Here is a 22,383-nt window from a genome sequence, read left to right as displayed (position 1 = left end):
ATCGCGTGGTCGAGGTGGTGAAGAGCAAGCTCTGAACCGTCAGTTCGGTCATCAAGGGGCGCCTGCGGGCGCCCTTTTTTTCGGGCGAGCGCGGAGGTCGTCGGCGTTCGATCAGGCGCCGATGTTGGGCATCGCTGCGCTCACCCCAACCTACGCCGGTGATCCGGCTGCCAAACCGCAAGCTCCATTTTTGCCGAGCGGCCGTAGGTTGGGGTGAGCGCAGCGATGCCCAACAACAACACCCCACACCTCGCCTCACCGATACCCCGCACAAACCGCCCACCGACTCGCGCCGCATCAACCCGTAGGTTGGGGTGAGCGCAGCGATGCCCAACATCAGCACGCCACACCTCGCCTCACTGCTGCGCCTGCACCTGGGCCTGGGCCCGCGCCAGCCATTCGCGCATCGTTGCGAGCAGTTCGCTGCGGCTGAACGAGCAGCTGTCCTGCGAAAACAACCGGGCGGATTCGAGCCGCATCAACAGGCCGTCGAGCACTTCGCGCCACTTCGCCGGCACATTCGCGTCCTCGACGCCGTGCAGGCGCCAGGTGGCGATCAGGGCATCCATGTCGATGCGCCCGGCTTCGAAATCGGCCAGCGACCTGCCCAGTTTCTCGTTCATCTGCATTCTCCGGAACGGCGGTAAAACTACCCCTGCTTGCAAGACCCTGTGCGCTTGCGCTTACAATCGCGCCCTGTTTGCATTGCAACAAGAGTGTAATGCGCAAACAGCGTTCGGACGGCGATGGCGTATCCGCTCGTCCAGAGTGTCCTGATTCACCGCCTTTTCAGGCAAACGGAAGCAAGCATGAGCATCTACAGCATCGACGACCAGCAGCCCGACATCCATCCTTCCGCGTGGATCGCATCAAGCGCGACCGTGATCGGCGAGGTGATGCTGAAGGCAGACAGCAGCGTCTGGTACGGCGCGGTCATCCGGGCCGACAACGACCGCATCGTCGTCGGCGAACGCAGCAATGTGCAGGACGGTGCGGTGCTCCACATCGACGAGGGCGTGCCGCTGACCATCGGCGACGATGTCACGGTCGGTCATCAGGCCATGCTGCACGGTTGCACCATCGGTGACGGCTCGCTGATCGGCATCAAGGCGGTGGTGATGAATCGCGCCGTCGTCGGACGCAACTGCCTGATCGGCGCCAATGCACTGATTCCCGAGGGCCGCGTCATTCCCGACCGCTCACTGGTGGTCGGCTCGCCCGGTCGCATCGTGCGCGAACTGAGCGACGAAGAAGTCGCAGCGCTCATGTCCGGCTCGGCGCAGTACGTCGAGAAGGCGCGCCACTACCGGACCGGGCTGAAGGTCGTGCCGCGCGACCAGGGCCTCGCCGACACCGAATGACACTTCAGTTCTGCCGCCCGGCGTCGATATTCCCCTGAGAACGTCACTCGCGGAGATCGACATGGCCGAACGCACCACTTTCTATTTCACCGGCGCGCACGCCCTGCCCGCCATCATGGTCGCCTTCAACAGCGAAGCGGCCGGGCTGGCCGTGCTGGCCTACCTCGCACTGATTGGCGCCGCACTGCTGTCAGCCATGGGCGACGAGCGCCACCAGGCGGGTGACTGCGAAAATCTCGGCGAGCCGATCCGCATCGACACCGAAGACGACCGGTCGGCACGGCGCAAGCGCTGACAGACGTCCGCAGCGCGCTGGTTATACTCCCGCATTGATCACATTGCGGGAGTTCCCCATGAAACATCCGTTCTGGCTGCTGCTTGCCGCCACGCTTTCGGTCGCCCAGGCCGCCGACCACGCCACCGTCGAACGCGCCGGCATCGTGGTTGACCTGAATGCCGAAGCGTCCCGCCTCGCCCCGAATGACCTCGCCCGCGCCCAGGCCTACATCGAAATGGGTGACGCCACGCCGAGCGCGCTCGCGAAGAAGGTCAATGCGGTCATGCAGTCGGCCATCGCCACGACCAAACCCTACCCGAGCGTGAAGGTGCGCAGCGGCAACACCTCGACCTATCCGGTCTACGGCAAGAACGGCCGCAGCATCGAAAGCTGGCGCATGCGGTCGGAGCTGCTGCTCGAATCGAAGGACCAGGCCGCCATTTCAGAGCTGCTGGGCAAGCTGCAGACCCAGCTGGCGGTCGGCCAGCTGACGCTGGAACCGAGCGAAGAGGCGTCGCGGCAGGCCGAGAACGACGCGATCGCCGACGGCATCGCCGCCTTCAATGCACGCGCAAAGATCGTCGCCGAATCGCTCGGCAAGTCCTGGCGCATCCTGCACATGAACGTGAATCACACCGGCGGGATGCCGACGCCGCGCCCGATGATGATGCGCAGCAAGGCAGTCATGGCCGAAGCGATGGCCGATATGCCGGTCGAAGCGGGCGAATCGCGCGTCGCGGTATCGATCAGCGGACAGATCGAGATTGAACGCCGGTAGTCGCAGGCTCACTGCCCTCGTTCCGGCCCTCTCGCTGGCGCTGTTACTCGGCGCCTGCGGCAGCCTGCCGGAACAGGCCGCGCTGCCGCCGGCCGCACAACCCGTCGCAAAACCGCCGCCTTCCGGCCGGGTTCAGCTCGCCGATGACACGCACGCCCAGGATGCGGTGATCTACGCGCTCGGCCTGATCGGCAACCATTACCAGTTCGGCGGTCGCAATCCGGACAGCGGGCTGGACTGCAGCGGCATGGTGAGCTGGATCTACGAACAGGTGGCCGGCGTGCGGTTGCCGCACAATGCCGCGCAGATCGCGAAGATCGCGCGGCCGATCGAGCGCAGCGCGCTGGCGCCCGGCGATCTGGTGTTCTTCAACACGAACGGCACGCCGCATTCGCACATGGGCATCTACGCCGGCGAGGGGCGCTTCATCCATGCGCCCAGCACGCGTGGCAAATACGTACGGACGGACAGGCTGGACAGCGGCTGGTTTGCCGCGCGCATCAGCGGCCTGCGCACACTCCGGCGCGAAGGGTGAAGACGGTCAGGGCTTGTCGTTCGGAATCTGCACGAACACCTCGCCCGGCTTGATCAGCCCGAGTTCGGCGCGCGCCCGCTCTTCGACTGCGTCGAAGCCGGTTTTCAGATCCTTCACATCGGCGTCCAGCGCGGCATTGCGCGCTTCCAGCCGGGTATTGAGATCGCGCTGGGCGTCCAGCGCGCGGCCGGCTTCCCAGGCCTGCAGCCATCCGCCCTTGCCGAGCCAGAGCGGATACTGCAGTCCCGCAATCAGCGCCACCAGCAGCAAGGCAGGCCAATGGCGCGTCATGGTTACTTGCGCAGGTTGTAGAACGCGGAAGCGCCGGGGTACCACGCCGTGTCACCGAGATCTTCCTCGATGCGCAGCAGCTGGTTGTACTTGGCGATGCGGTCCGAGCGGCTCAGCGAACCTGTCTTGATCTGCATCGCGTTCAGTCCGACCGCGATGTCGGCGATCGTGCTGTCTTCGGTTTCGCCCGAACGGTGCGAAATCACCGCGGTGTAGCTGGCGCGCTTGGCCATTTCGACCGCTGCGAAGGTTTCGGTCAGCGTGCCGATCTGGTTGATCTTGATCAGGATTGAATTGGCGATGCCGCGCGAAATGCCTTCCTTCAGGATCTTGGTGTTGGTGACGAACAGGTCGTCGCCGACGATCTGCACGCGGCTGCCCAGACGTTCGGTCAGCAGCTTCCAGCCGTCCCAGTCGTTTTCCGCCATGCCGTCTTCGATGCTGACGATTGGGTACTTGTCGGCCAGCGTCGCCAGGTAATCGACCAGCTGGGCCGATTCCATCGTCAGACCAGCGCCTTCGAGGTGGTACTTGCCGTTCTTGTAGAACTCGGACGCGGCGCAGTCGAGCGCCAGCACGATGTCGGTGCCCGGCTCGTAGCCGGCCGCGCTGACCGCGTCGAGAATCATGTTCAGCGCCTCTTCGGCACTGCCGACGTTGGGCGCGAAACCGCCCTCGTCACCGACCGTGGTCGGAAAACCCTTCTTGTCGGTCAGCTTCTTCAGCGCATGGAAGATTTCAGCGCCGGCGCGCAGCGCCTCGCGGAAGCTCGACGCGCCGACCGGCATGATCATGCATTCCTGGAAATCGAGGCTGTTGTTGGCGTGCGCGCCGCCGTTGATGACATTCATCATCGGCACCGGCATTGCCATGCCGCCCGAGCCGCCGAAGTAGCGGTACAGCGGCAGTCCGGCCTCTTCGGCAGCCGCCTTGGCCACCGCCATCGACACCGCCAGCATGGCGTTCGCGCCGAGGCGGCCCTTGTTTTCGGTGCCGTCTAGTTCGATCAGCGTGCGGTCGATGAAGGCCTGCTCTTCCGCGTCGAGGCCGATGATGGCTTCGGAAATTTCGGTATTTACGTTTTCGACCGCGGCCAGCACGCCCTTGCCGAGGTAGCGGTCCTTGTCGCCGTCGCGCAGCTCGATCGCCTCGCGCGAACCGGTCGAGGCACCGGACGGTACGGCGGCGCGACCCATGATGCCGGACTCCAGCAGCACGTCCGCTTCAACGGTGGGATTGCCGCGCGAATCGAGAATTTCGCGCGCGACGACATCGACAATTGCACTCATGGTCGCTGGGTTCCTGGGTAAGAAGACAAATTATGAATAATCGGCGCGCACTCAGGCGAATGCGGACTCGAGAAAGCCGTGGCGTTTCGTGACCGCGTCGAGGTCGCGCAGCTGCTCGAGCAGCGCAGCCATCATCGGCAGCGGCCAGGCGTTCGGGCCGTCGGACATGGCCTTGGCCGGATCAGGATGACTTTCCATGAACAGCCCGGCGATGCCCACCGCCACGGCGGCGCGCGCCAGCACCGGCACGAATTCGCGCTGACCGCCGGATGACGCACCCTGCCCGCCCGGAAGCTGCACCGAATGGGTGGCGTCGAACACGACCGGGCATGCAGTTTCGCGCATGATGGCCAGCGAACGCATGTCGGACACCAGATTGTTGTAGCCGAAGGACGCACCGCGCTCGCACACCATGATGGTGTCGGCGCCGCCGTTGGCTTCCTTCGCCTTGGCCACGACGTGCTTCATGTCGCCCGGCGCGAGGAACTGGCCCTTCTTGATGTTCACCGGCTTGCCGGTGGCGGCGCAGGCATGGATGAAGTCGGTCTGGCGGCACAGGAAGGCCGGCGTCTGCAGCACGTCCACGTACTGCGCGACGATGGGCGCCTCTTCCGCGGTGTGCACGTCGGTCAGCACCGGCACCCCCAGCTCGCGCTTCACGTCGGCCAGGATTTCCAGCCCCTTCTGCATGCCCGGGCCGCGGAAGCTGGTGCCCGAACTGCGGTTGGCCTTGTCGAACGACGACTTGTAGATGAAGGGGATGCCCAGACGCGCGGTGATCTCCTTCAGCTGCCCGGCGGTGTCGAACGCCATGTCGCGCGATTCGATCACGCACGGCCCGGCGATCAGGAAGAACGGCTTGTCGAGGCCGACGTCGAATCCGCACAGTTTCATGAGGTCACCTTGTGCGACGAGCGTTTGACCATGCCGCGCGCGTCCTGACGGGCCAGCGCGGCACGGGCGAAAGCGGTGAACAGCGGATGTCCGGCGCGCGGCGTGGACGTGAATTCGGGGTGGAACTGACAGGCGACGAACCACGGGTGGTCCGGCAGTTCGATCATTTCGCACAGCGGATCGACCGTATCGAGGGAACGGCCGGACACGCGCAGGCCAACCTTCTCCAGCTGCGCCAGATACTGGTTGTTCACTTCGTAGCGATGGCGGTGGCGCTCGACGATCTGCGCCTTGCCGTAGATTTCGCGCGCCAGGCTGTCTTCGCCCAGCTGGCAGTTCTGACCACCCAGTCGCATCGTGCCGCCGATGTCGGACGACTCGTCGCGCCGCTCCAGCTTGCCTTCGGCACTCATCCACTCGGTGATCAGGCCGATCACCGGATGCGGCGTGTCGCGCTCGAATTCGGTGCTGTGCGCGCCGGTCAGACCGGCCACGTTGCGGGCGTATTCGACCACCGCGAGCTGCATGCCCAGACAGATGCCGAGATAGGGCACACCGTCTTCGCGCGCGTAGCGGATGGCGCCGATCTTGCCTTCGACGCCGCGCCGGCCGAAGCCGCCGGGCACCAGGATGGCGTCCATCGGGTCGAGCAGTGCGCGTCCGCCGTCGGTCGAACGCTCGACGGCTTCCGAATCGATGTAGTGGATGTTGATGCGCGAACGCGTCTGGATGCCGGCGTGAATCAGCGCCTCGGACAGCGACTTGTAGGACTCGGTCAGGTCGACGTACTTGCCGACGAACGCGATGTCGACATCGCGCTCGGGGTTTTCCAGCGCGTCGATCATGCGCTTCCAGGTGCTCAGGTCGGCTGCGCGGGCCAGGATGTTCAGCTTGTGGCAGACGATTTCGTCCAGCATCTGGTCATGCAGCATGGCCGGAATCTTGTAGATGCTGTCGGCGTCGACCACCGAAATGACCGCCTCGGGCAGCACATTGGTGAACAGCGCGATCTTGCGGCGCTCGTCGTCCGGCACGACACGGTCGGAGCGGCACAGCAGCACGTCGGGCTGGATGCCGATCTCGCGCAGTTCCTTGACCGAATGCTGGGTCGGCTTGGTTTTCAGTTCGCCCGCAGTGGCGATGTAGGGCACCAGCGTCAGGTGGATGAAGCAGGTGTTGGCGCGTCCTTCTTCGATGCCCATCTGGCGGATGGCTTCGAGGAAGGGCAGCGATTCGATGTCGCCGACCGTGCCGCCGACCTCGACGATGGCGACCTCGGCACCTTCGGCGCCGCGCTTGATATAAAGCTTGATTTCGTCGGTGATGTGCGGGATGACCTGCACGGTCTTGCCCAGATACTCGCCGCGGCGCTCCTTCTTGATCACCGCCTCGTAGATCTGGCCGGTGGTGAAGTTGTTGCGCTTGCCCATGCGGGCGTGCGTGAAGCGTTCGTAGTGCCCCAGATCGAGGTCGGTTTCGGCCCCGTCTTCGGTGACGAACACCTCGCCGTGCTGAAACGGGCTCATCGTGCCCGGATCTACGTTGATGTAGGGGTCAAGCTTCAGATGGGTGACACGGATGGAACGCGATTCGAGAATCGCGCCCAGTGACGCGGCTGCGATGCCCTTGCCTAGCGAGGACACCACACCGCCGGTGACGAACACGTACTTTGTCATTTATTGCACTGCAGCGGGAAATTCCTAGTTTACCGGAAAAGTCCCGCAGCTTGAAGCCGACCGGCAGGCAAATGCGACCCTGACCGGGCTGCCTCGGGTGGCGTCAGTCCGCCTCGTCGATCCAGGCCAGCTGGATGGCTTCGAGGATCTTTTCGCCGCAGCGCTTCGGGTCGTCATCGAAGCCGGGCAGATCGAGCACCCACTGCATCAGGTCGGTGAAGCGCACAATGCCCGGGTCGACATCGGGGTGTGCCTCGGTCAGCGCAATCGCGATCTCGAGCGAATCAGTCCATTTCATGGTGCTCACCTCTTTCCTTCACTGACCATATTGATCGTGTAGCGGGGAATGTCGATCACCAGCGGCTCGCCGGCCACTGCCGCCTGACAGGACAGGCGCGAATTCGGCTCCAGCCCCCAGGCCTTGTCCAGCAGATCTTCCTCGAGCTCCTCGGCCGGCTCGAGACTGCGGGAGCCTTCGCGCACGACGACGTGACAGGTCGTGCAGGCGCACGACTTCTCGCACGCATGTTCGATTTCGATGCCGTTGGCCAGCAGCGCGTCGCAGATGGTGGTGCCGGGCTCGGCATCGAACACCGCACCGTCCGGGCACAGCTCGACATGGGGCAATACGACGATCTGGGTCATTGCGCGGTGTTCCGTCAATCAGAGTGATTCGATGCTGCGTCCGGCCAGCGCACGCTGGATGCCACGATTCATGCGGCGCGCGGCGAACTCGTCGGTGGCGCGGCCGAGCACGTCGACGGCGGCGCGCAGCGCTGCCGTATCGTCGCCTTCGACGACTTCGGCCAGTGCGCGGACGGCCGCGTCGACCGCAGCCCGTTCCGGGCCGTCAAGCAGATCGCCGTCGGCAGCCAGCGCAGTCTGCGTGGCGTCGATCAGGCGCGTGGCGTCCACCTTCTGTTCGGCCAGCGCGCGTGCCGCGATGTCATCCTGTACATGATCGAAGCCGTCGCGCAGCATGCGCGCGACTTCGTCATCGCCCAGCCCGTAACTCGGTTTGACCTCGATGCGTGCTTCGATGCCGGTGCCCAGTTCGCGTGCGGACACGGCCAGCAGGCCGTCGGCATCCACCTGGAACGACACGCGGATGCGGGCCGCGCCCGCCACCATCGGCGGAATGCCCCGCAGTTCGAAGCGGGCCAGCGAGCGGCAGTCGGTGACGCGCTCGCGCTCGCCCTGCAGCACATGGATGGCCATTGCTGTCTGGCCATCGCGATAGGTGGTGAATTCCTGCGCGCGCGCGGTCGGTATCGTCGAATTGCGCGGAATGATCTTCTCGACCAGACCGCCCATCGTTTCCAGACCGAGCGACAGCGGAATGACGTCGAGCAAAAGCCAGTCTTCGTCGGCCGCGCGATTGCCGGCCAGAACATTGGCCTGGATCGCGGCGCCGATGGCCACCACCTTGTCCGGATCGAGATTGGTCAGCGGCACCTGACCGAAGAATTCGCCCACCGCGCGCTGCACCTGCGGCATGCGCGTTGCGCCGCCCACCATGACCACGCCCTTGACGTCTTCGACCGACAAGCCGGCGTCGCGCAGCGCCTTGCGCGTCGGCACCAGGGTCTTGTCGACCAGCGTCTTCGTCATGGCGGCAAACGCATCGCGTGTGAGATGCACGTCGATTTCGTCGCCCGACGACAGCTTGAGCCCGACATGCACGTCGTCGGCGCTGCTGAGTGCCTCCTTCGCGCGCCGGGCTTCCATGTACAGCGTACGCATGTCCTCGAGGCTGGGCGGGCCGATGCGCGATGCCTCGATGAGCCAGCAATAGACGCGATGGTCGAAATCATCGCCGCCCAGTGCGGCGTCGCCGCTGGTGGCCAGCACCTCGAACACGCCGCGCGAAAGCTTCAGGATCGAAATGTCGAAGGTGCCGCCGCCCAGGTCGTACACCGCGTAGATGCCTTCGGAAGCGTTGTCCAGACCATACGCGATCGCGGCGGCAGTCGGCTCGTTCAACAGGCGCAGCACGTCAAGGCCGGCCAGCCGGGCAGCGTCCTTCGTGGCCTGGCGCTGCGCATCGTCGAAATACGCCGGTACGGTGATGACCGCGCCGGTCAGCGGCCCGCCGAGGCTGGCTTCAGCGCGCTCGCGCAGTACACGAAGGATGTCTGCCGACACCTCGACCGGGCTTTTCGCGCCTTGTGTGGTGCGCAACCGCACCATGCCGGGCGCGTCCTCGAATACGTAGGGCATCGATTCGACATGCGCGACATCGGCAACGCCTCGTCCCATGAAGCGCTTGACCGACGCGATGGTGTTGCGCGGATCAAGCGCCTGCGCGGCGCGGGCCGCGTGGCCGATGACGGTCGAGCCGTCCGCGAGATAACGCACCACGGAGGGCAGCAGCGCACGGCCGTGCTCGTCGTTCAGCACCAAGGGTACGCCATTGCGCACGCTGGCCACCAGTGAATTGGTCGTTCCGAGATCGATGCCTGCAGCCAGCCTGTGCTGGTGCGGCGCGGTGGATTCGCCGGGTTCGGCGATCTGCAGCAGGGCCATCAGTTGTCCAGTGTTTCGTGTGCTTCGGCAATGTCTTCCGCCAATCGGGCGATGAACATCATGCGGCGCACCGTCGCGGCTGCGCCGGCGGTGTCGTGTTCTGCATCCAGCTGCCGGACCAGCAGCGCTTCGGCGTCGCGCCGGGCGTGCCGCAGCATGCGCGCGAGCTCGTCGAGCGCCCCGGCATCACGCGCATCACGCGCCTCGTCGAGTGCTTCGCGCCATTCCATCTGCTGCATCAGGAAATCGCCCGGCATCGCGGTGTTGTTTTCCGCAGCCACATCCACGCCATCCAGTTCCAGCAGATAGCGCGCTCGGGTCAGCGGCGCACGCAGCAGCCGATAGGCTTCGTTGATGCGCGTCGACCACTGCATCGACAGCCGCCGCTCGGCTTCCGGGCGGCTGGCATGGCGGTCAGGGTGCACCGACGACTGCAGCTCGTGGTAGCGCGATTCGAGCGAGCGCTCGTCGATGACGAAACGGCGCGGCAACGCGAACAGTTCGAAGTGGTCGCGACTGAACAGCTCGACGTCCGGCAGCCCGGGAACGGTGGGGTCAGAAGTCATCGTTCAATACTGTCGGCGGCGATCGCCACTCAGACATTGAAGCTTTCGCCGCAACCGCACTCGTCCTTGACATTCGGGTTGTTGAACTTGAAGCCTTCGTTCAGACCTTCGCGCACGAAGTCGAGCTCGGTACCTTCGAGATAGGCCAGGCTTTTCGGGTCGATCAGCACCTTCACGCCGTGGCTTTCGAAAATCAGGTCTTCCGGCGTCGTGTCGTCGGCGAATTCGAGCTTGTACGCCATGCCGGAACAGCCGCTGGTGCGCACGCCCAGGCGCAGGCCGACACCGCGGCCGCGCTTGGCGATGTAGTTGCTCACGTGTGTGGCTGCTTTTTCGGTCAGTGTCACGCCCATGTCGCTCTCCTTACGCCGCTTCGGCCGGCGCGGCCGCATCGCCGTGCTTCTTGCGGTAGTCGTCGATCGCCGCCTTGATGGCGTCCTCCGCGAGAATGGAGCAGTGGATCTTGACCGGCGGCAATGCCAGTTCTTCCGCGATCGCGGTGTTCTTGATGGTCATCGCCTCGTCGAGCGTCTTGCCCTTGACCCATTCGGTCACCAGGGAGCTCGACGCGATGGCCGAGCCGCAGCCGTAGGTCTTGAATTTCGCATCCTCGATGATGCCGTCCGCTCCGACCTTGATCTGCAGCTTCATCACGTCGCCGCAGGCCGGCGCGCCGACCATGCCGGTGCCGACATCTTCGTCGTCCTTGCCGAACGCGCCGACATTGCGCGGGTTTTCGTAGTGATCCAGCAGTTTTTCGCTATAGGCCATAACAGTTCTCCTTCAGTCGCCGTGCACGCGCAATCAGTGGTGGGCCCACTGGACGCTATTCAAATCAACACCTTCCTGCACCATTTCCCACAGCGGCGACAACTCTCGCAGCTTGCCGATCTTGCGGTGCAGCAGGTCTATCGTGAAATCGATTTCCTCTTCCGTCGTGAAGCGGCCGATCGAGAAGCGGATCGAGCTGTGCGCCAGTTCGTCTTCGCGGCCGAGCGCGCGCAGCACGTAGGACGGTTCAAGGCTGGCCGAGGTACAGGCCGAGCCGGAAGACACCGCGACGTCCTTGATCGCCATGATCAATGATTCGCCTTCGACGTAGGCGAAGCTGATGTTCAGGTTGTGCGGCACGCGCGCTTCGAGGTCGCCGTTGACGAAGGTGGCCTCGATGTCCGACAGGCCCTTCAGCAAACGGTCGCGCAGCATGCGCACGCGCTCGTTCTCGGCCCCCATTTCTTCGCGCGCAATGCGGAAGGCTTCGCCCATGCCGACGATCTGGTGCGTCGCCAGCGTGCCGGAGCGCATGCCGCGCTCGTGACCGCCGCCATGGATCTGCGCTTCGAGGCGGATGCGCGGCTTGCGACGAACGTACAGCGCGCCGATGCCCTTCGGCCCGTAGGTCTTGTGCGCACAGAACGACATCAGATCGACCTTCAGCTTGTCGAGATCGATGACCACCTTGCCGGTCGCCTGCGCCGCATCGACGTGGAAGATGATGCCCTTTTCGCGGCAGATTTCGCCCAGTTCGGCGATCGGCTGGATGACGCCGATTTCATTGTTCACGAACATGATCGACACCAGCACGGTGTCCGGACGCAGCGCCGCCTTGAACACATCCATGTCGATCAGGCCATTGGGCAGAGGATCGAGATAGGTCGCCTCGAAGCCTTCGCGCTCCAGTTCGCGGAAGGTATCCAGCACGGCCTTGTGTTCCGTGCGCAGCGTGATGATGTGCTTACCCTTGCCGGAATAGAAATGCGCCGCACCCTTGATCGCAAGGTTGTTCGATTCCGTGGCACCCGAGGTCCAGACGATTTCCTTCGGATCCGCATTCACCAGACGGGCAACCTGATCGCGCGCCTCTTCCACGGCCGCTTCGGTTTCCCAGCCATAGGCGTGGCTGCGCGAAGCCGGATTGCCGAAGTGCTCGGTCAGGTAGGGAATCATCTTGGCCGCGACGCGCGGGTCCACCGGGGTGGTCGCCGAGTAGTCGAGATAGATCGGGAATTTCAGCATACGGGTTGCTCCTTCGAGTTCTTCATTACGCTTCAGCCATCGCCCGCAGACCGCGGAGTTGATCCGCCACCTGCGCCAGCGCGCCGCAAAAATCATCGACATCCTGCATCTTCGTCATCGCGCCGGTGCTCACGCGCACCGCCCCGCGCGCCTGTTCGGCTGGTACGCCCATCGCGGTCAGCGTGCGCGACGGTTCCGGTGAGGCACTCGAGCAGGCCGAACCACTGGCCACCGCGAAGCCTGCGCGGTCGAGTTTGCCGACCAGCGTTTCACCATCGATGTGATCGAGCGCGAAGTAACAGGTATTCGGCAGGCGCAGCGCCTGCGCACCGAATACGGTGCCGCCGAGCGCCAGCACGCAGCGTTCGATGCGTTCACGCTGCGCTTCGAGCTGTTCGCGCCGCGCCGCCGACTGCGACATCGCCAGCACGCAGGCAGCGCCGAAACCGACGATCGCCGCGATGTTTTCGGTGCCGGAACGCAGGCCGTGTTCGTGCCCACCGCCGGCAATCAGCGGCTCGACATCGACCCGCTTGTCCAGAATCAGCGCACCCGCACCCTGCGGACCGCCGATCTTGTGCGCCGAAAGCGTCATCGCCGACACACCCAGCGCACGGAAATCGACGGCGATCTTGCCCAGCGCCTGCACCGCATCGGTGTGCAGCCAGCCGCCAGCGTGGCGTACCTGCGCCGCCAGCGATGCGACGTCCTGCAGCACGCCGGTTTCGTTATTGGCGAGCATGACCGACGCGAGGGAGGCCTCGCCATCGAAGCCGTCGACCTGCACCCTGCCCTGCGCGTCGACCGGCAGTTCCTTCAGCGTCCAGCCGCGGCGCACCAGCTGGCGCGCCGGCTCGCGCACGCAGGGGTGCTCGATCGCCGAAATCGCGATCACGCCAGGCTTGAGTCGCGCGGCCGCACCCTTGACGAACAGATTGTTCGCTTCCGAGCCGCCGCTGGTGAACACCACTTCGGTCGGATGCGCATTCACTGCGGCAGCCACCTGTGCCCGTGCCTCGTCGATCGCCCGGCGCGCCGCGCGACCGTATTCGTGCCGGCTCGACGCATTGCCGAAGCGTGCGCCCAGCCAGGGCAGCATCGCTTCGCGCACCGCATCGGCGAGCGGCGTACTGGCGTTGTGATCGAGATAGACCGGCGCGAACATGATCAGAGCTGTACCCGCACCATTTCGGACACGCCCGGTCGCGCCGAGTGATCGTGCACGACGACGCGATGGGTCGTCTTGTCACGCTGCTGCACCATCAGTTCGTGCAGATTCACCGAATCGAGATAGTCGTACATGCGACGACTCAGGCTCGACCACAGGTCGTGCGTCATGCAGCGGTGCTCATCCAGACAGTTTTCCTTGCCGCCGCACTGGGTGGCGTCCAGCGGTTCGTCGACCGCGGTGATGATCTGGGCGACCGAAATATTGCGCGCATCGCGCGCCAGGCAGTAACCGCCACCCGGCCCGCGCACGCTGGCCACCAGTTCCTGGCGACGCAGTTTGCCGAACAGCTGTTCGAGATAGGACAGGCTGATGCGCTGGCGCTCGGCCACGCCGGCCAGCGTCACCGGACCGTTGTCTTGGCGCAGTGCAAGATCCAGCATCGCGGTGACGGCGAAGCGGCCTTTGGTGGTCAGTCTCATGAAGCGATCTCCTCGATGGAGTGGCTCGGGGAATCCACGATTGGGTTCACGATTGAGCACACAGTCCAATTCCCGATCAATTCAGTCGACTTTATAATTCCCGACAAGTTCAGTCAACAATTAGGCCGTATCTTGTCCAGATCGACGTGCGAGTGATCCGCCATCTCCTCGCGCGCCTCGTCATCGAGCCTGACGCCTGCCCGTTCCAGCTTTTCCATCAGGCAGGCGATGCGCCGGTCGTTCTCCAGCGCATGATCCACCAGCGCGGTGAGCGCCTTGGCCATGGGATCTTCCATGTCGCGGGTGACGCCATAGGCGGTGAAACCGGCCTGTTCGGCGCGCCGCTTCTTCTCGTCGTCGGCGCCCGGCTCGCTGGCGTCGATGATGCGCGCCGGATTGCCGACCGCAGTGGCACCGGCCGGAACGGGCTTCACGACGACTGCGCAGGAACCGATCTTGGCGCCGTCACCCACGTCGAACCCCCCCAGCACCTGGGCACCGGCGCCGATCACGACGCCGCGACCCAGCGTGGGATGGCGCTTGGCGCCGCGGTACAGCGAGGTACCGCCCAGCGTCACCCCCTGATAGATCGTGCAGTCGTCGCCGATGACCGCGGTTTCGCCGACCACCACGCCCATGCCGTGATCGATGAACACGCGCCGTCCGATCGACGCACCCGGATGGATTTCGATGCCGGTCAGCACGCGGCCGATGTGCGAGATGAAACGCCCCAGCCAGTGCATGCCTGCGCCCCAGCAGGCGTGCGCCATGCGGTGCAGGATCAGCGCGTGGATGCCCGGATAGCAGGTCAGAACTTCAAACGACGAACGTGCCGCCGGGTCGCGTGCAAGCACGCTGGCAATGTCTTCGCGCAGGTGTTGGAACATCCTTTTTCCCCATGAAACGCCGGTGGCGTTCGCGGCCAGTTGAAACCCGACGATTTTAGTCGGTTTTTGTGCACCTGCGTCAGGCTCTGTCGATCGTCCGTCGTGGCCGTACACGGAACCACCCGCGTGGCTGCAACAGCGCGAGCTGCGTACAGCGGACTGCGGCACACCTTATCCGTTCGACCCCGGGCGCTTCTTCGGAATGCCGCCGATCGCCTTCAGTGCGCCCATCAGCAGATGCAGTTCTTCGGCCTCGACCCGGGTACGTCCGAACAGGCGACGCAGGCGCGGCAGGGCGCGGCCCGGATTGACCCGGTCGAGAAAGCCCGCGTCGAGCATCAGCTGTTCGAGCAGCGCGTACAGGCTTTCCAGCCCTTCGTGGCTGGCCAGCGCAGGCGCTTCACTGACGAAGGTCGGTGTGGCGGCGACGGCCACGCGCAGTTCGTGGCACATGATCTGGGCGGCTGCCGCCACATTCAGCGACCGGTAGGTTTCGCTGGTCGAAATGGTGACCGGCAGCGAGCACATTGCCACTTCTTCATTGGTGAGCCCCGAACTTTCGGTGCCGAACACCAGCGCCACTTCGGCGTCGCCGGCGCCGAGCAGCGTCGCCAGCTCGGTCGCCGCCGACCTGACGTCGCGCACCGGCAGCGCCATTTCACGCCGGCGCGCAGTGAGCGCCGCCTGCGCAACGGTGCCTGCCAGGGCGGCTTCGATCGTGTCGACCACCACCGCGTTGTCCAGCACATCGGTCGCGCCGGAACTCATCGCAACCGCTTCGTCGTGCGGAAAGTGTCTGGGATTGACCAGATAGAGGCGTGACAGCCCCATCACCTTCATCGCCCGCGCGCAGGCGCCGATATTGCCGGGATGGGTGGTGTGCGACATGACCACGCGCACCCTGTCCAGGGCGGCGTGACGATCGGAAGGGGGAGAAAGGGCGTCCATCGAATGTGCTGTGAGAGGTCAATTCAGGTGCGGGCCTCGAATTAAATCGCAACAGCCCCTAAAATGCTCGGCTTTCCCGCCGACTTGCGGACCGCACGGTCCGCGCACAGACACCTCCCATGCATCCGACGCTCACCACCGCCGTCAAGGCCGCCCGCCGCGCAGGCCAGATCATCACCCGCGCCAGCCAGGATGTAGACCTGCTGAAAGTCAGCAGCAAGCGCCAGAACGACTTCGTCACCGAAGTCGACCGCGCAGCCGAGGACGCCATCATCGGCATCCTCCGCGAAGCCTATCCGGACCATGCCATCCTGGCGGAGGAGAGCGGCGCATCGGGTGAATCCGAATACCGCTGGATCATTGATCCGCTCGACGGCACAACCAACTTCATCCACGGCATGCCGCAGTACGCGGTGTCGATTGCGCTCGAACACCGGGGCCTGATGCAGTCGGCCGTCGTGTTCGATCCGGTGCGCAACGAGCTGTTCACCGCCAGCCGGGGCCGTGGCGCCTTCCTGAACGACCGCCGCATCCGCGTATCGCGCCGCGCCAAGCTGGGCGAAGCACTGGTCGGCACCGGCTTTCCATACCGTGTGTGGGACCACGTCGATGCCTATCTGGGCATGTTCAAGGAATTGATGGAAAAGACCTCCGGCCTGCGCCGCCCGGGCGCTGCCGCGCTCGACCTGGCCTATGTCGCCTGCGGCCGCTTCGACGGCTTCTTCGAAATCGGCCTGTCGCCGTGGGACATCGCCGCCGGCGCCCTGCTGGTGACTGAAGCCGGCGGTCTGGTCGGCAATCTGACCGGTGAAACCGGCTATCTGGACAGCGGCAATCTGGTCGCCTCCACGCCGCGCATCTTCCCGGCCCTGCTGGCTGCGATCGAACCGCACCTGACAGACGCACTGCGGAGCTGACCGCAGGCCACCCGTGGCGGCACCGGTCGCGAACGAGTATTCTTACCAAATTCCGATCGATAAGCTCCAGGTACGACCATGCCAAGTACTGCCATGCTGTCCAGCAAATTCCAGATTTCCATCCCCAAGGCCGTGCGCGAGGCACAGCACTGGGAAGCCGGGCAGGAATTCGTGTTCATCCCGAAAGGCAAAGGCGTGCTGATGATGCCGGTGCCCGATGCCGCGCAGCTCGCCGGCATCGCCCGGGGCGCATCGACCGATGACACGCGCGACCGCGAGGACCGCTATTGATGCCGGTCGCCGCGTGCGTGGTCGATACCTCGGCGTGGATCGAGTGGCTCACCGGCAGCGACCTCGGCGAAATCATCGGCAAGGAACTGCCGGAGCGGCCGCAGTGCATCGTGCCTACCATCGTGCAGCTCGAACTTTCGAAATGGCTGGTGCGCGAAGTCGGCGATGACAAGGCCGACCAGGTCATCGCCTACACGCAGAAATGCGTCATCGCCCCCCTCGACACCCGCATCGCCCTGCTCGCGGCGGACCTTCATCGCGCGCATCGGCTGGCCACGGCCGATGCCATCGTGTACGCCACGGCGCGTGAGTACAAGGCTGAACTTATCACCTGTGACCGGCACTTCGACGGACTGCCGGGCGTGCGGCTTTTTCCGAAAGCGGGCTGAACGTCAAAAATGAATTCATCGAACGGCGTACCCAGCATCGATCCGTCGCATACACCGATGATGCAGCAGTACCTCGGCTTCAAGCGGCAACACCCCGATCTGCTGGTGTTCTACCGGATGGGGGATTTCTACGAGCTGTTCTTCGAGGACGCGATCCGCGCTGCGCGGCTGCTCGACATCACGCAGACGCACCGCGGCCAGTCGGCCGGACAGCCGATCCCGATGGCGGGCGTGCCCTTTCACGCGGTCGAGCAGTATCTGGCGCGGCTGGTGAAGCTGGGCGAGTCGGTGGTCATCGTCGAACAGATCGGCGACCCCGCGACGTCCAAGGGGCCGGTCGAGCGCGCGATTGCGCGCATCGTCACACCGGGCACGCTGACCGACGCCAGCCTGCTCGACGAGCGCGCCGATTCCCTGCTGATGGCGCTGCATGTCGAGCGCAGCCGCGCCGGTGTCGCCTGGCTGAATCTGGCCAGCGGCGAACTGAAACTGACCGAAGTCGCCGCCAATGTGCTGCCGTCGCTGCTCGACCGGCTGCGCCCGGCCGAACTGCTGGTGGCCGACAGCGGCACGGCACCGGACGGCAGCTGGGCCGTCACGTCGCGCAGCGCCTGGCAGTTCGACGCGGGTGAAGCCACGCGCCTGCTGTGCGAGCACTTCGGCAGTCGCGATCTCGCCGCCTTCGACGTGGCCGAGGTGCCGATCGCGCTGGCCGCCTGCGGTGCGCTGTTCAGCTACGCCCAGGCGACCCAGCAGCGCGCGCTGTCACATGTGACGACGCTCGCCGTCGAACACGATTCCGCCTGGCTGCGCATGGACGCCGCCACCCGGCGCAATCTCGAACTGACCGAGACGCTGCGCGGCGAAGCGGCGCCGACACTGCTGTCGCTGCTCGACACCTGCGCCACGTCGATGGGGTCGCGCTGGCTGCGCCGCTGCCTGCACCACCCGCTGCGCGAACGCGCGCAGGCCGAGGCGAGACATCAGGCGGTCGAGGCCCTGCGTACCGACAGCACCGCCGATTCGTTGCACGACGCGCTGCGCGGACTGGCCGACATCGAGCGCATCGGCGCACGCATCGCGCTGCGCACCGCGCGACCGCGCGATCTGTCGAGCCTGCGCGACAGTCTGGCGCGGCTGGGCGACATCGCTGCCGCCGTGCCGCCGGACGGTGGCCTGCTCGACGACGCGCGTGCCACGCTGGCGCAGCCGCTCGACGCCTGCGCCCTGCTCGCCCGCGCCATCATGGACGAACCGGCTTCGCAGCTGCGCGACGGTCGTGTGATGCGCGCCGGCTTCGACGCCGAACTGGACGAACTGCGCGGCCTGCAGGACAACTGCGGCGAATTCCTGCTCGCGCTCGAAGCGCGCGAGCGCAGCCGGACCGGCATCGCCAATCTCAAGGTCGAGTACAACCGCGTGCACGGCTTCTATATAGAGGTGACGAATGCCCACGTCGAACGCATTCCGGACGACTATCGCCGCCGGCAGACGCTGAAGAACGCCGAGCGCTACATCACGCCGGAACTGAAAACCTTCGAGGACCGCGCGCTGTCGGCCGCCGAACGCGCCACTTCGCGCGAAAAGCACCTGTACGAACAATTGCTGGACGCACTCGCCCCGGATCTGCCGGCACTCGGCGACATCGCCCGTGCGCTGGCGCATCTCGACGGCCTGCTCGCCTTCGCGCGCGCCGCGCAGCGCCACGACTATTGCCGGCCGCAGTTCGTCGACGAACCCGAAATCACGATCGTGCGCGGGCGCCACCCGGTGGTCGAACAGCAGGTCGACAGCTTCATCGCCAACGACACCGCCCTGCATGAGGCGCGGCGCATGCTGCTGATCACGGGCCCGAACATGGGCGGCAAGTCGACCTACATGCGCCAGGTCGCGCTGATCGCGCTGCTGGCGCACTGCGGCTGTCCGGTGCCGGCACAGTCGGCGCGGCTCGGCCCGCTGGACGCCATCCATACGCGCATCGGCGCGTCCGACGATCTCGCTTCCGGCCGCTCGACCTTCATGGTCGAAATGACCGAAGCCGCCGGCATCCTGCACGGCGCGACCGAACGCAGCCTGGTGCTGATGGACGAGATCGGTCGCGGCACCTCGACCTTCGACGGTGTGGCGCTGGCGCAATCCATCGCCCGCCATCTGTTGACGCGCAACCGCAGCTGGACGCTGTTCGCCACCCACTACTTCGAACTGACGCAGCTGGCGCAGAGCCATCCGACCTGCGCCAACATGCATCTGGACGCGGTCGAGCACGGCCGGCGCATCGTGTTCTTGCACGCCATCGAAGAGGGCCCGGCGTCGCAGTCCTACGGCATCGAGGTCGCCGCGCTCGCCGGTGTGCCCGGCACGGTCATCCGCGACGCGCGGCGCGCGCTGCAGCAGCTCGAAGCCAGCCGCATCAGCGCCGGTCCGCAGGCCGACCTGTTCGCGCCCGCCGCCCCGCCGCCGGAACCGCCCGTGCACGCCGCGGTCGATGCGCTGGCCGCGCTTGACCCCGACAGCCTGAGTCCGCGCGAAGCCCTCGATGCGCTGTATGCGCTGAAGAAGCTGGTGCAGGAGGATTGACCTCGGCGCCGGTTTTGTGGGAACAGCGCTGGTTTTGTGGGAGCGGCGCCGGTTTTGTGGGAGCGGCGCCGGTTTTGTGGGAGCGGCGCCGGTTTTGTGGGAGCGGCGGCCTCGCCGCGATCGGTGCAGCGATGATCGTTGATCAGCGTGCCGATCGCGGCGAGGCCGCCGCTCCCACAGGCCGCTCCCACAGACCCACACCATCTGACGAAACTGCCCGAAGAAGCACAGAGGACCCCATGACTTACGCAATCATCTGGATCATCACCGCGCTTCTGCTCGGTTTCTGGACCTTGCTGACCTGGACGGCCGACGCCGTGCTCACGTGGCCGGGCTGGAACGCCGACGCGCTGGCAACCTGGCCGGGCTGGGTGGTGAGCCTGCAGCCACCGGTGTGGCTGGCGCCCTGGCTGCCGGAAGGCTGGCTCGACATGGCGCGGCACACCCTGCTCGACTGGGGACCGACGATACAGGCGTCGCTGCAGCAGATTCCCGACCTGACCGGCTGGCTGAGCGCCATCGTCTGGGCGGTGTGGCTGATCGGTGCCCTCGGCTTCCTGCTGATGGGGCTGGCTGCGAGCGCGATCGCACGCATGCTGCTGCCGCGCAAGCCCGAGCCGACCCCCTGACCGACGCGGCCGGCTGCGATTGACTACTGCTCCGCCACTTGCGGCGGACGCGGGTGCAGCGGCATCACGTGCACCAGGGCTGAGTCCAGGCGCACGGCCAGCCGGTCGCCATTGGCGATGCGCTGGCGCTGCGGCCCGGCCAGCGTGATGCGCAGACTGATCTGCGGATTGCGCTCCAGCGTCAGGGTTGCCAGCGTGATTTCGCCCAGATGGCGGGCGTCGCTGACGCGCGCGTCCAGTGCCTGACCGCTGCCTTCCGCACCCAGCAGGATGCCGTCACCCGGTACAACCCAGTTCACGGGTTGCCCCGGCTTGATCTTTCCCTTGTCGCGCACTTCGAGCAGCATGTCCTCATCGTCGCCCGCGCCACTGGCCGCCGTTACCCACTTCAGCAGGCCCCAGCCGGCGCGACCGGACGGTCCCACCCAGACGCCCTGAAAGCGGTTGTGCATGCCCACCAGATCGGCCACGCGCGCGTTGCGCGGCGCCCGATGGATGTGAGCGGGCGGCCCTTCCTGCAGGACCGCGCCGGCATCCATCACCACCAGGCGGTCAGCCAGCAGGCGCGCCTCGTTCAGGTCATGGGTGACCAGCAGGATGGGGATGTCGAGATCGCTGCGCAGTTGGGCCAGCAAGCGGTAAAGCCCTTGCCGGCTCATCTGGTCGACCGCCGAAAAGGGTTCGTCGAGCAGCAGCAGCTTCGGTTCGCGGGCGAGCGCACGCGCCACCGCCACGCGCTGCTGCTGGCCGCCCGACAGCGCGCCCGGCCGACGCTGCTGCTGTTCGCCGGACAAGTGCACATGCTCAAGCCAGCGTCGGGCCTGCGCGTCGCGCTCGACAGTCGGCAGATGCAGCATGGCCAGTGCGACATTGTCGGCGGCACTCAGATGCGGCATCAGCGCATAGTTCTGAAACACCAGGCCGACATGCCGACGCTGCGGCGGCAGGAAGATGCACTGTTCACTGTCGCACCACACCTGCCCGCCGACCTCTATTCGTCCGCGCTGCGGCCGCATCAGCCCGGCCAGAACGCGCAGCATCGATGTCTTGCCGGCACCCGACGGGCCGACCAGCGCAAGCAATTCGCCGGCCGCGCACTCGAAGCGGCCGCGCAGCGGCATCGGTTCCTGCTGATCGATCTCGACGCGCAAGGCGCGCGATCCGTCGCGCCGGTCGCTCATCGCCGGGCCACCAGTCTGGCCGACGCGAAGAACGATGCCGCGACCGCGCCGAGCGACAGCACAAGCAGCAGCAGCGCCATGCGGTCGGCACCGGCGAGGTCGAACGACTGCACGCGATCGTAGATGGCGATGGCGACTGTCCGGGTTTCGCCCGGAATGCTGCCGCCCATCATCAGCACCACGCCGAATTCCCCCAGCGTGTGTACAAAGGTCAGCACCATGGCCGACAGGATGCCCGGCCAGGCCAGTGGCAGTTCGACGCGCCAGAAGGTTTGCCAGCCACTGAGCCCGCAGACCGACGCCGCCTCGGCGAGGTTTTCGGGGATCGCCTCGAAGGCGCGCTGCACCGGCTGAACGATGAATGGAATGTTGAATACCAGCGAGGCGATCAGCAGGCCGGCGAAGTTGAAGGTCAGCCTGACATCGAAGCTGTCGAGCAGCCAGCGACCCAGCGGCGAGCCGGTGCCCAGCGACACCAGCAGGTAGTAGCCCAGCACGGTCGGCGGCAGCACCAGCGGCAGCACGACGAAGGCTTCGATCCAGGCCTTGCCGGAAAAGCGCGTGCGCGCGAGCCAGCGCCCGGCCAGCACGCCGAACGGCAGCAGCACCAGCAGCGTCACCACTGCAAGTTCGATCGACAGCGAAAATGCTGGCCAGTCCATGTCAGTTCCCGTTTCCGGATCAGCACACCGGCGTCAGCCACAG

General features: G+C 65.7%; 27 protein-coding genes. 9 read left to right on the top strand and 18 right to left on the bottom strand.

Annotated features, from left to right (window positions below):
- Positions 1-356: 356 nt before the first annotated feature.
- Positions 357-623 (bottom strand): hypothetical protein, encoded by a 267-nt coding sequence (locus NMQ16_RS13235; RefSeq protein WP_257081231.1) that lies wholly within the window; start codon positions 621-623, stop codon positions 357-359.
- Between the two features lie 186 nt (positions 624-809).
- Here NMQ16_RS13235 and NMQ16_RS13230 point away from each other — a divergent pair, with 186 nt between their 5' ends.
- From NMQ16_RS13230 to NMQ16_RS13215, 4 genes are all read left to right on the top strand, one after another.
- A complete protein-coding gene (locus tag NMQ16_RS13230) occupies positions 810-1,361 on the top strand; it encodes a gamma carbonic anhydrase family protein (RefSeq protein ID WP_257081230.1) in 552 nt (183 codons plus the stop codon).
- A gap of 61 nt (positions 1,362-1,422) precedes the next feature.
- On the top strand, positions 1,423-1,656 hold the full coding sequence (locus tag NMQ16_RS13225; RefSeq protein WP_257081229.1) for a hypothetical protein: 234 nt from the start codon (positions 1,423-1,425) through the stop codon (positions 1,654-1,656).
- Positions 1,657-1,714: 58 nt separating this feature from the next.
- On the top strand, positions 1,715-2,416 hold the full coding sequence (locus NMQ16_RS13220; protein ID WP_257081228.1) for an SIMPL domain-containing protein: 702 nt from the start codon (positions 1,715-1,717) through the stop codon (positions 2,414-2,416).
- Positions 2,403-2,951 carry a C40 family peptidase gene (locus NMQ16_RS13215; protein WP_257081227.1) on the top strand — a complete coding sequence of 183 codons (549 nt, stop codon included), beginning with the start codon at positions 2,403-2,405 and terminating at the stop codon, positions 2,949-2,951. The genes NMQ16_RS13220 and NMQ16_RS13215 overlap by 14 nt, the downstream gene beginning before the upstream one ends.
- Positions 2,952-2,957: 6 nt before the next feature.
- Here the strand turns inward: NMQ16_RS13215 and ftsB are convergent, their stop codons facing one another.
- The 15 genes from ftsB to NMQ16_RS13140 form a co-directional block, all read right to left on the bottom strand.
- Positions 2,958-3,242, bottom strand: a complete 285-nt coding sequence (gene ftsB, locus NMQ16_RS13210; RefSeq protein ID WP_257081226.1) for a cell division protein FtsB — start codon at positions 3,240-3,242, stop codon at positions 2,958-2,960.
- Positions 3,243-3,244: 2 nt separating this feature from the next.
- Positions 3,245-4,531 carry a phosphopyruvate hydratase gene (gene eno, locus NMQ16_RS13205; RefSeq protein ID WP_257081225.1) on the bottom strand — a complete coding sequence of 429 codons (1,287 nt, stop codon included), beginning with the start codon at positions 4,529-4,531 and terminating at the stop codon, positions 3,245-3,247.
- Between the two features lie 51 nt (positions 4,532-4,582).
- Positions 4,583-5,425: a 3-deoxy-8-phosphooctulonate synthase gene (kdsA, locus tag NMQ16_RS13200; protein WP_257081224.1), complete on the bottom strand. Its 843-nt coding sequence runs from the start codon at positions 5,423-5,425 to the stop codon at positions 4,583-4,585.
- Complete coding sequence (locus NMQ16_RS13195; protein WP_257081223.1) at positions 5,422-7,101, bottom strand: CTP synthase; 1,680 nt, start codon at positions 7,099-7,101, stop codon at positions 5,422-5,424. The genes kdsA and NMQ16_RS13195 overlap by 4 nt, the downstream gene beginning before the upstream one ends.
- Positions 7,102-7,204: 103 nt before the next feature.
- Positions 7,205-7,399, bottom strand: a complete 195-nt coding sequence (iscX, locus tag NMQ16_RS13190) for a Fe-S cluster assembly protein IscX (RefSeq protein WP_257081220.1) — start codon at positions 7,397-7,399, stop codon at positions 7,205-7,207.
- 5 nt (positions 7,400-7,404) lie between these two features.
- On the bottom strand, positions 7,405-7,746 hold the full coding sequence (gene fdx, locus NMQ16_RS13185) for an ISC system 2Fe-2S type ferredoxin (protein WP_069037562.1): 342 nt from the start codon (positions 7,744-7,746) through the stop codon (positions 7,405-7,407).
- Positions 7,747-7,764: 18 nt separating this feature from the next.
- Positions 7,765-9,627 carry a Fe-S protein assembly chaperone HscA gene (gene hscA / locus NMQ16_RS13180; protein WP_257081219.1) on the bottom strand — a complete coding sequence of 621 codons (1,863 nt, stop codon included), beginning with the start codon at positions 9,625-9,627 and terminating at the stop codon, positions 7,765-7,767.
- On the bottom strand, positions 9,627-10,193 hold the full coding sequence (hscB, locus tag NMQ16_RS13175; RefSeq protein WP_257081218.1) for a Fe-S protein assembly co-chaperone HscB: 567 nt from the start codon (positions 10,191-10,193) through the stop codon (positions 9,627-9,629). Before hscB ends, hscA begins: the two co-directional genes overlap by 1 nt.
- A gap of 29 nt (positions 10,194-10,222) precedes the next feature.
- The gene (iscA, locus tag NMQ16_RS13170; protein ID WP_257081217.1) at positions 10,223-10,546 is read right to left on the bottom strand and encodes an iron-sulfur cluster assembly protein IscA; all 324 of its coding nucleotides are present in this window, start codon (positions 10,544-10,546) and stop codon (positions 10,223-10,225) included.
- Between the two features lie 10 nt (positions 10,547-10,556).
- Positions 10,557-10,964: a Fe-S cluster assembly scaffold IscU gene (iscU, locus tag NMQ16_RS13165; protein WP_257081216.1), complete on the bottom strand. Its 408-nt coding sequence runs from the start codon at positions 10,962-10,964 to the stop codon at positions 10,557-10,559.
- Between the two features lie 33 nt (positions 10,965-10,997).
- Positions 10,998-12,209, bottom strand: a complete 1,212-nt coding sequence (locus tag NMQ16_RS13160; RefSeq protein WP_306441825.1) for an IscS subfamily cysteine desulfurase — start codon at positions 12,207-12,209, stop codon at positions 10,998-11,000.
- Between the two features lie 25 nt (positions 12,210-12,234).
- Positions 12,235-13,374 (bottom strand): cysteine desulfurase family protein, encoded by a 1,140-nt coding sequence (locus tag NMQ16_RS13155; protein ID WP_257081213.1) that lies wholly within the window; start codon positions 13,372-13,374, stop codon positions 12,235-12,237.
- Positions 13,375-13,376: 2 nt separating this feature from the next.
- Entirely contained in the window at positions 13,377-13,859 is a 483-nt protein-coding gene (gene iscR, locus NMQ16_RS13150; RefSeq protein ID WP_257081212.1) for a Fe-S cluster assembly transcriptional regulator IscR, read from the bottom strand.
- Positions 13,860-13,972: 113 nt separating this feature from the next.
- Positions 13,973-14,746: a serine O-acetyltransferase gene (gene cysE / locus NMQ16_RS13145; RefSeq protein WP_257081211.1), complete on the bottom strand. Its 774-nt coding sequence runs from the start codon at positions 14,744-14,746 to the stop codon at positions 13,973-13,975.
- A gap of 171 nt (positions 14,747-14,917) precedes the next feature.
- The gene (locus tag NMQ16_RS13140) at positions 14,918-15,694 is read right to left on the bottom strand and encodes an RNA methyltransferase (RefSeq protein ID WP_257081208.1); all 777 of its coding nucleotides are present in this window, start codon (positions 15,692-15,694) and stop codon (positions 14,918-14,920) included.
- Positions 15,695-15,813: 119 nt separating this feature from the next.
- Here NMQ16_RS13140 and NMQ16_RS13135 point away from each other — a divergent pair, with 119 nt between their 5' ends.
- The 5 genes from NMQ16_RS13135 (at position 15,814) to NMQ16_RS13115 (ending at position 20,497) form a co-directional block, all read left to right on the top strand.
- Entirely contained in the window at positions 15,814-16,611 is a 798-nt protein-coding gene (locus NMQ16_RS13135; RefSeq protein ID WP_257081207.1) for an inositol monophosphatase family protein, read from the top strand.
- A gap of 78 nt (positions 16,612-16,689) precedes the next feature.
- Positions 16,690-16,902, top strand: a complete 213-nt coding sequence (locus tag NMQ16_RS13130) for an AbrB/MazE/SpoVT family DNA-binding domain-containing protein (RefSeq protein WP_257081206.1) — start codon at positions 16,690-16,692, stop codon at positions 16,900-16,902.
- Positions 16,902-17,291, top strand: coding sequence for a type II toxin-antitoxin system VapC family toxin (locus NMQ16_RS13125; protein ID WP_257081204.1), 390 nt, complete (start codon positions 16,902-16,904; stop codon positions 17,289-17,291). The genes NMQ16_RS13130 and NMQ16_RS13125 overlap by 1 nt, the downstream gene beginning before the upstream one ends.
- Positions 17,292-17,300: 9 nt before the next feature.
- Positions 17,301-19,868, top strand: a complete 2,568-nt coding sequence (mutS, locus tag NMQ16_RS13120; protein WP_257081202.1) for a DNA mismatch repair protein MutS — start codon at positions 17,301-17,303, stop codon at positions 19,866-19,868.
- A gap of 239 nt (positions 19,869-20,107) precedes the next feature.
- Positions 20,108-20,497 (top strand): hypothetical protein, encoded by a 390-nt coding sequence (locus tag NMQ16_RS13115; RefSeq protein ID WP_257081200.1) that lies wholly within the window; start codon positions 20,108-20,110, stop codon positions 20,495-20,497.
- Positions 20,498-20,520: 23 nt separating this feature from the next.
- Here NMQ16_RS13115 and NMQ16_RS13110 read toward each other — a convergent pair whose 3' ends face one another.
- Both NMQ16_RS13110 and modB read right to left on the bottom strand, forming a co-directional pair.
- Complete coding sequence (locus NMQ16_RS13110) at positions 20,521-21,678, bottom strand: ABC transporter ATP-binding protein (protein ID WP_257081198.1); 1,158 nt, start codon at positions 21,676-21,678, stop codon at positions 20,521-20,523.
- A complete protein-coding gene (gene modB / locus NMQ16_RS13105) occupies positions 21,675-22,340 on the bottom strand; it encodes a molybdate ABC transporter permease subunit (RefSeq protein WP_257081196.1) in 666 nt (221 codons plus the stop codon). The genes NMQ16_RS13110 and modB overlap by 4 nt, the downstream gene beginning before the upstream one ends.
- Between the last annotated feature and the right edge of the window lie 43 nt (positions 22,341-22,383).

The sequence above is a fragment of the Methyloversatilis sp. XJ19-49 genome, from assembly GCF_024580145.1.
In the GTDB taxonomy this organism is placed as follows: Bacteria; Pseudomonadota; Gammaproteobacteria; order Burkholderiales; family Rhodocyclaceae; genus Methyloversatilis.
This window is presented reverse-complemented; position numbering and strand designations above follow the sequence as displayed.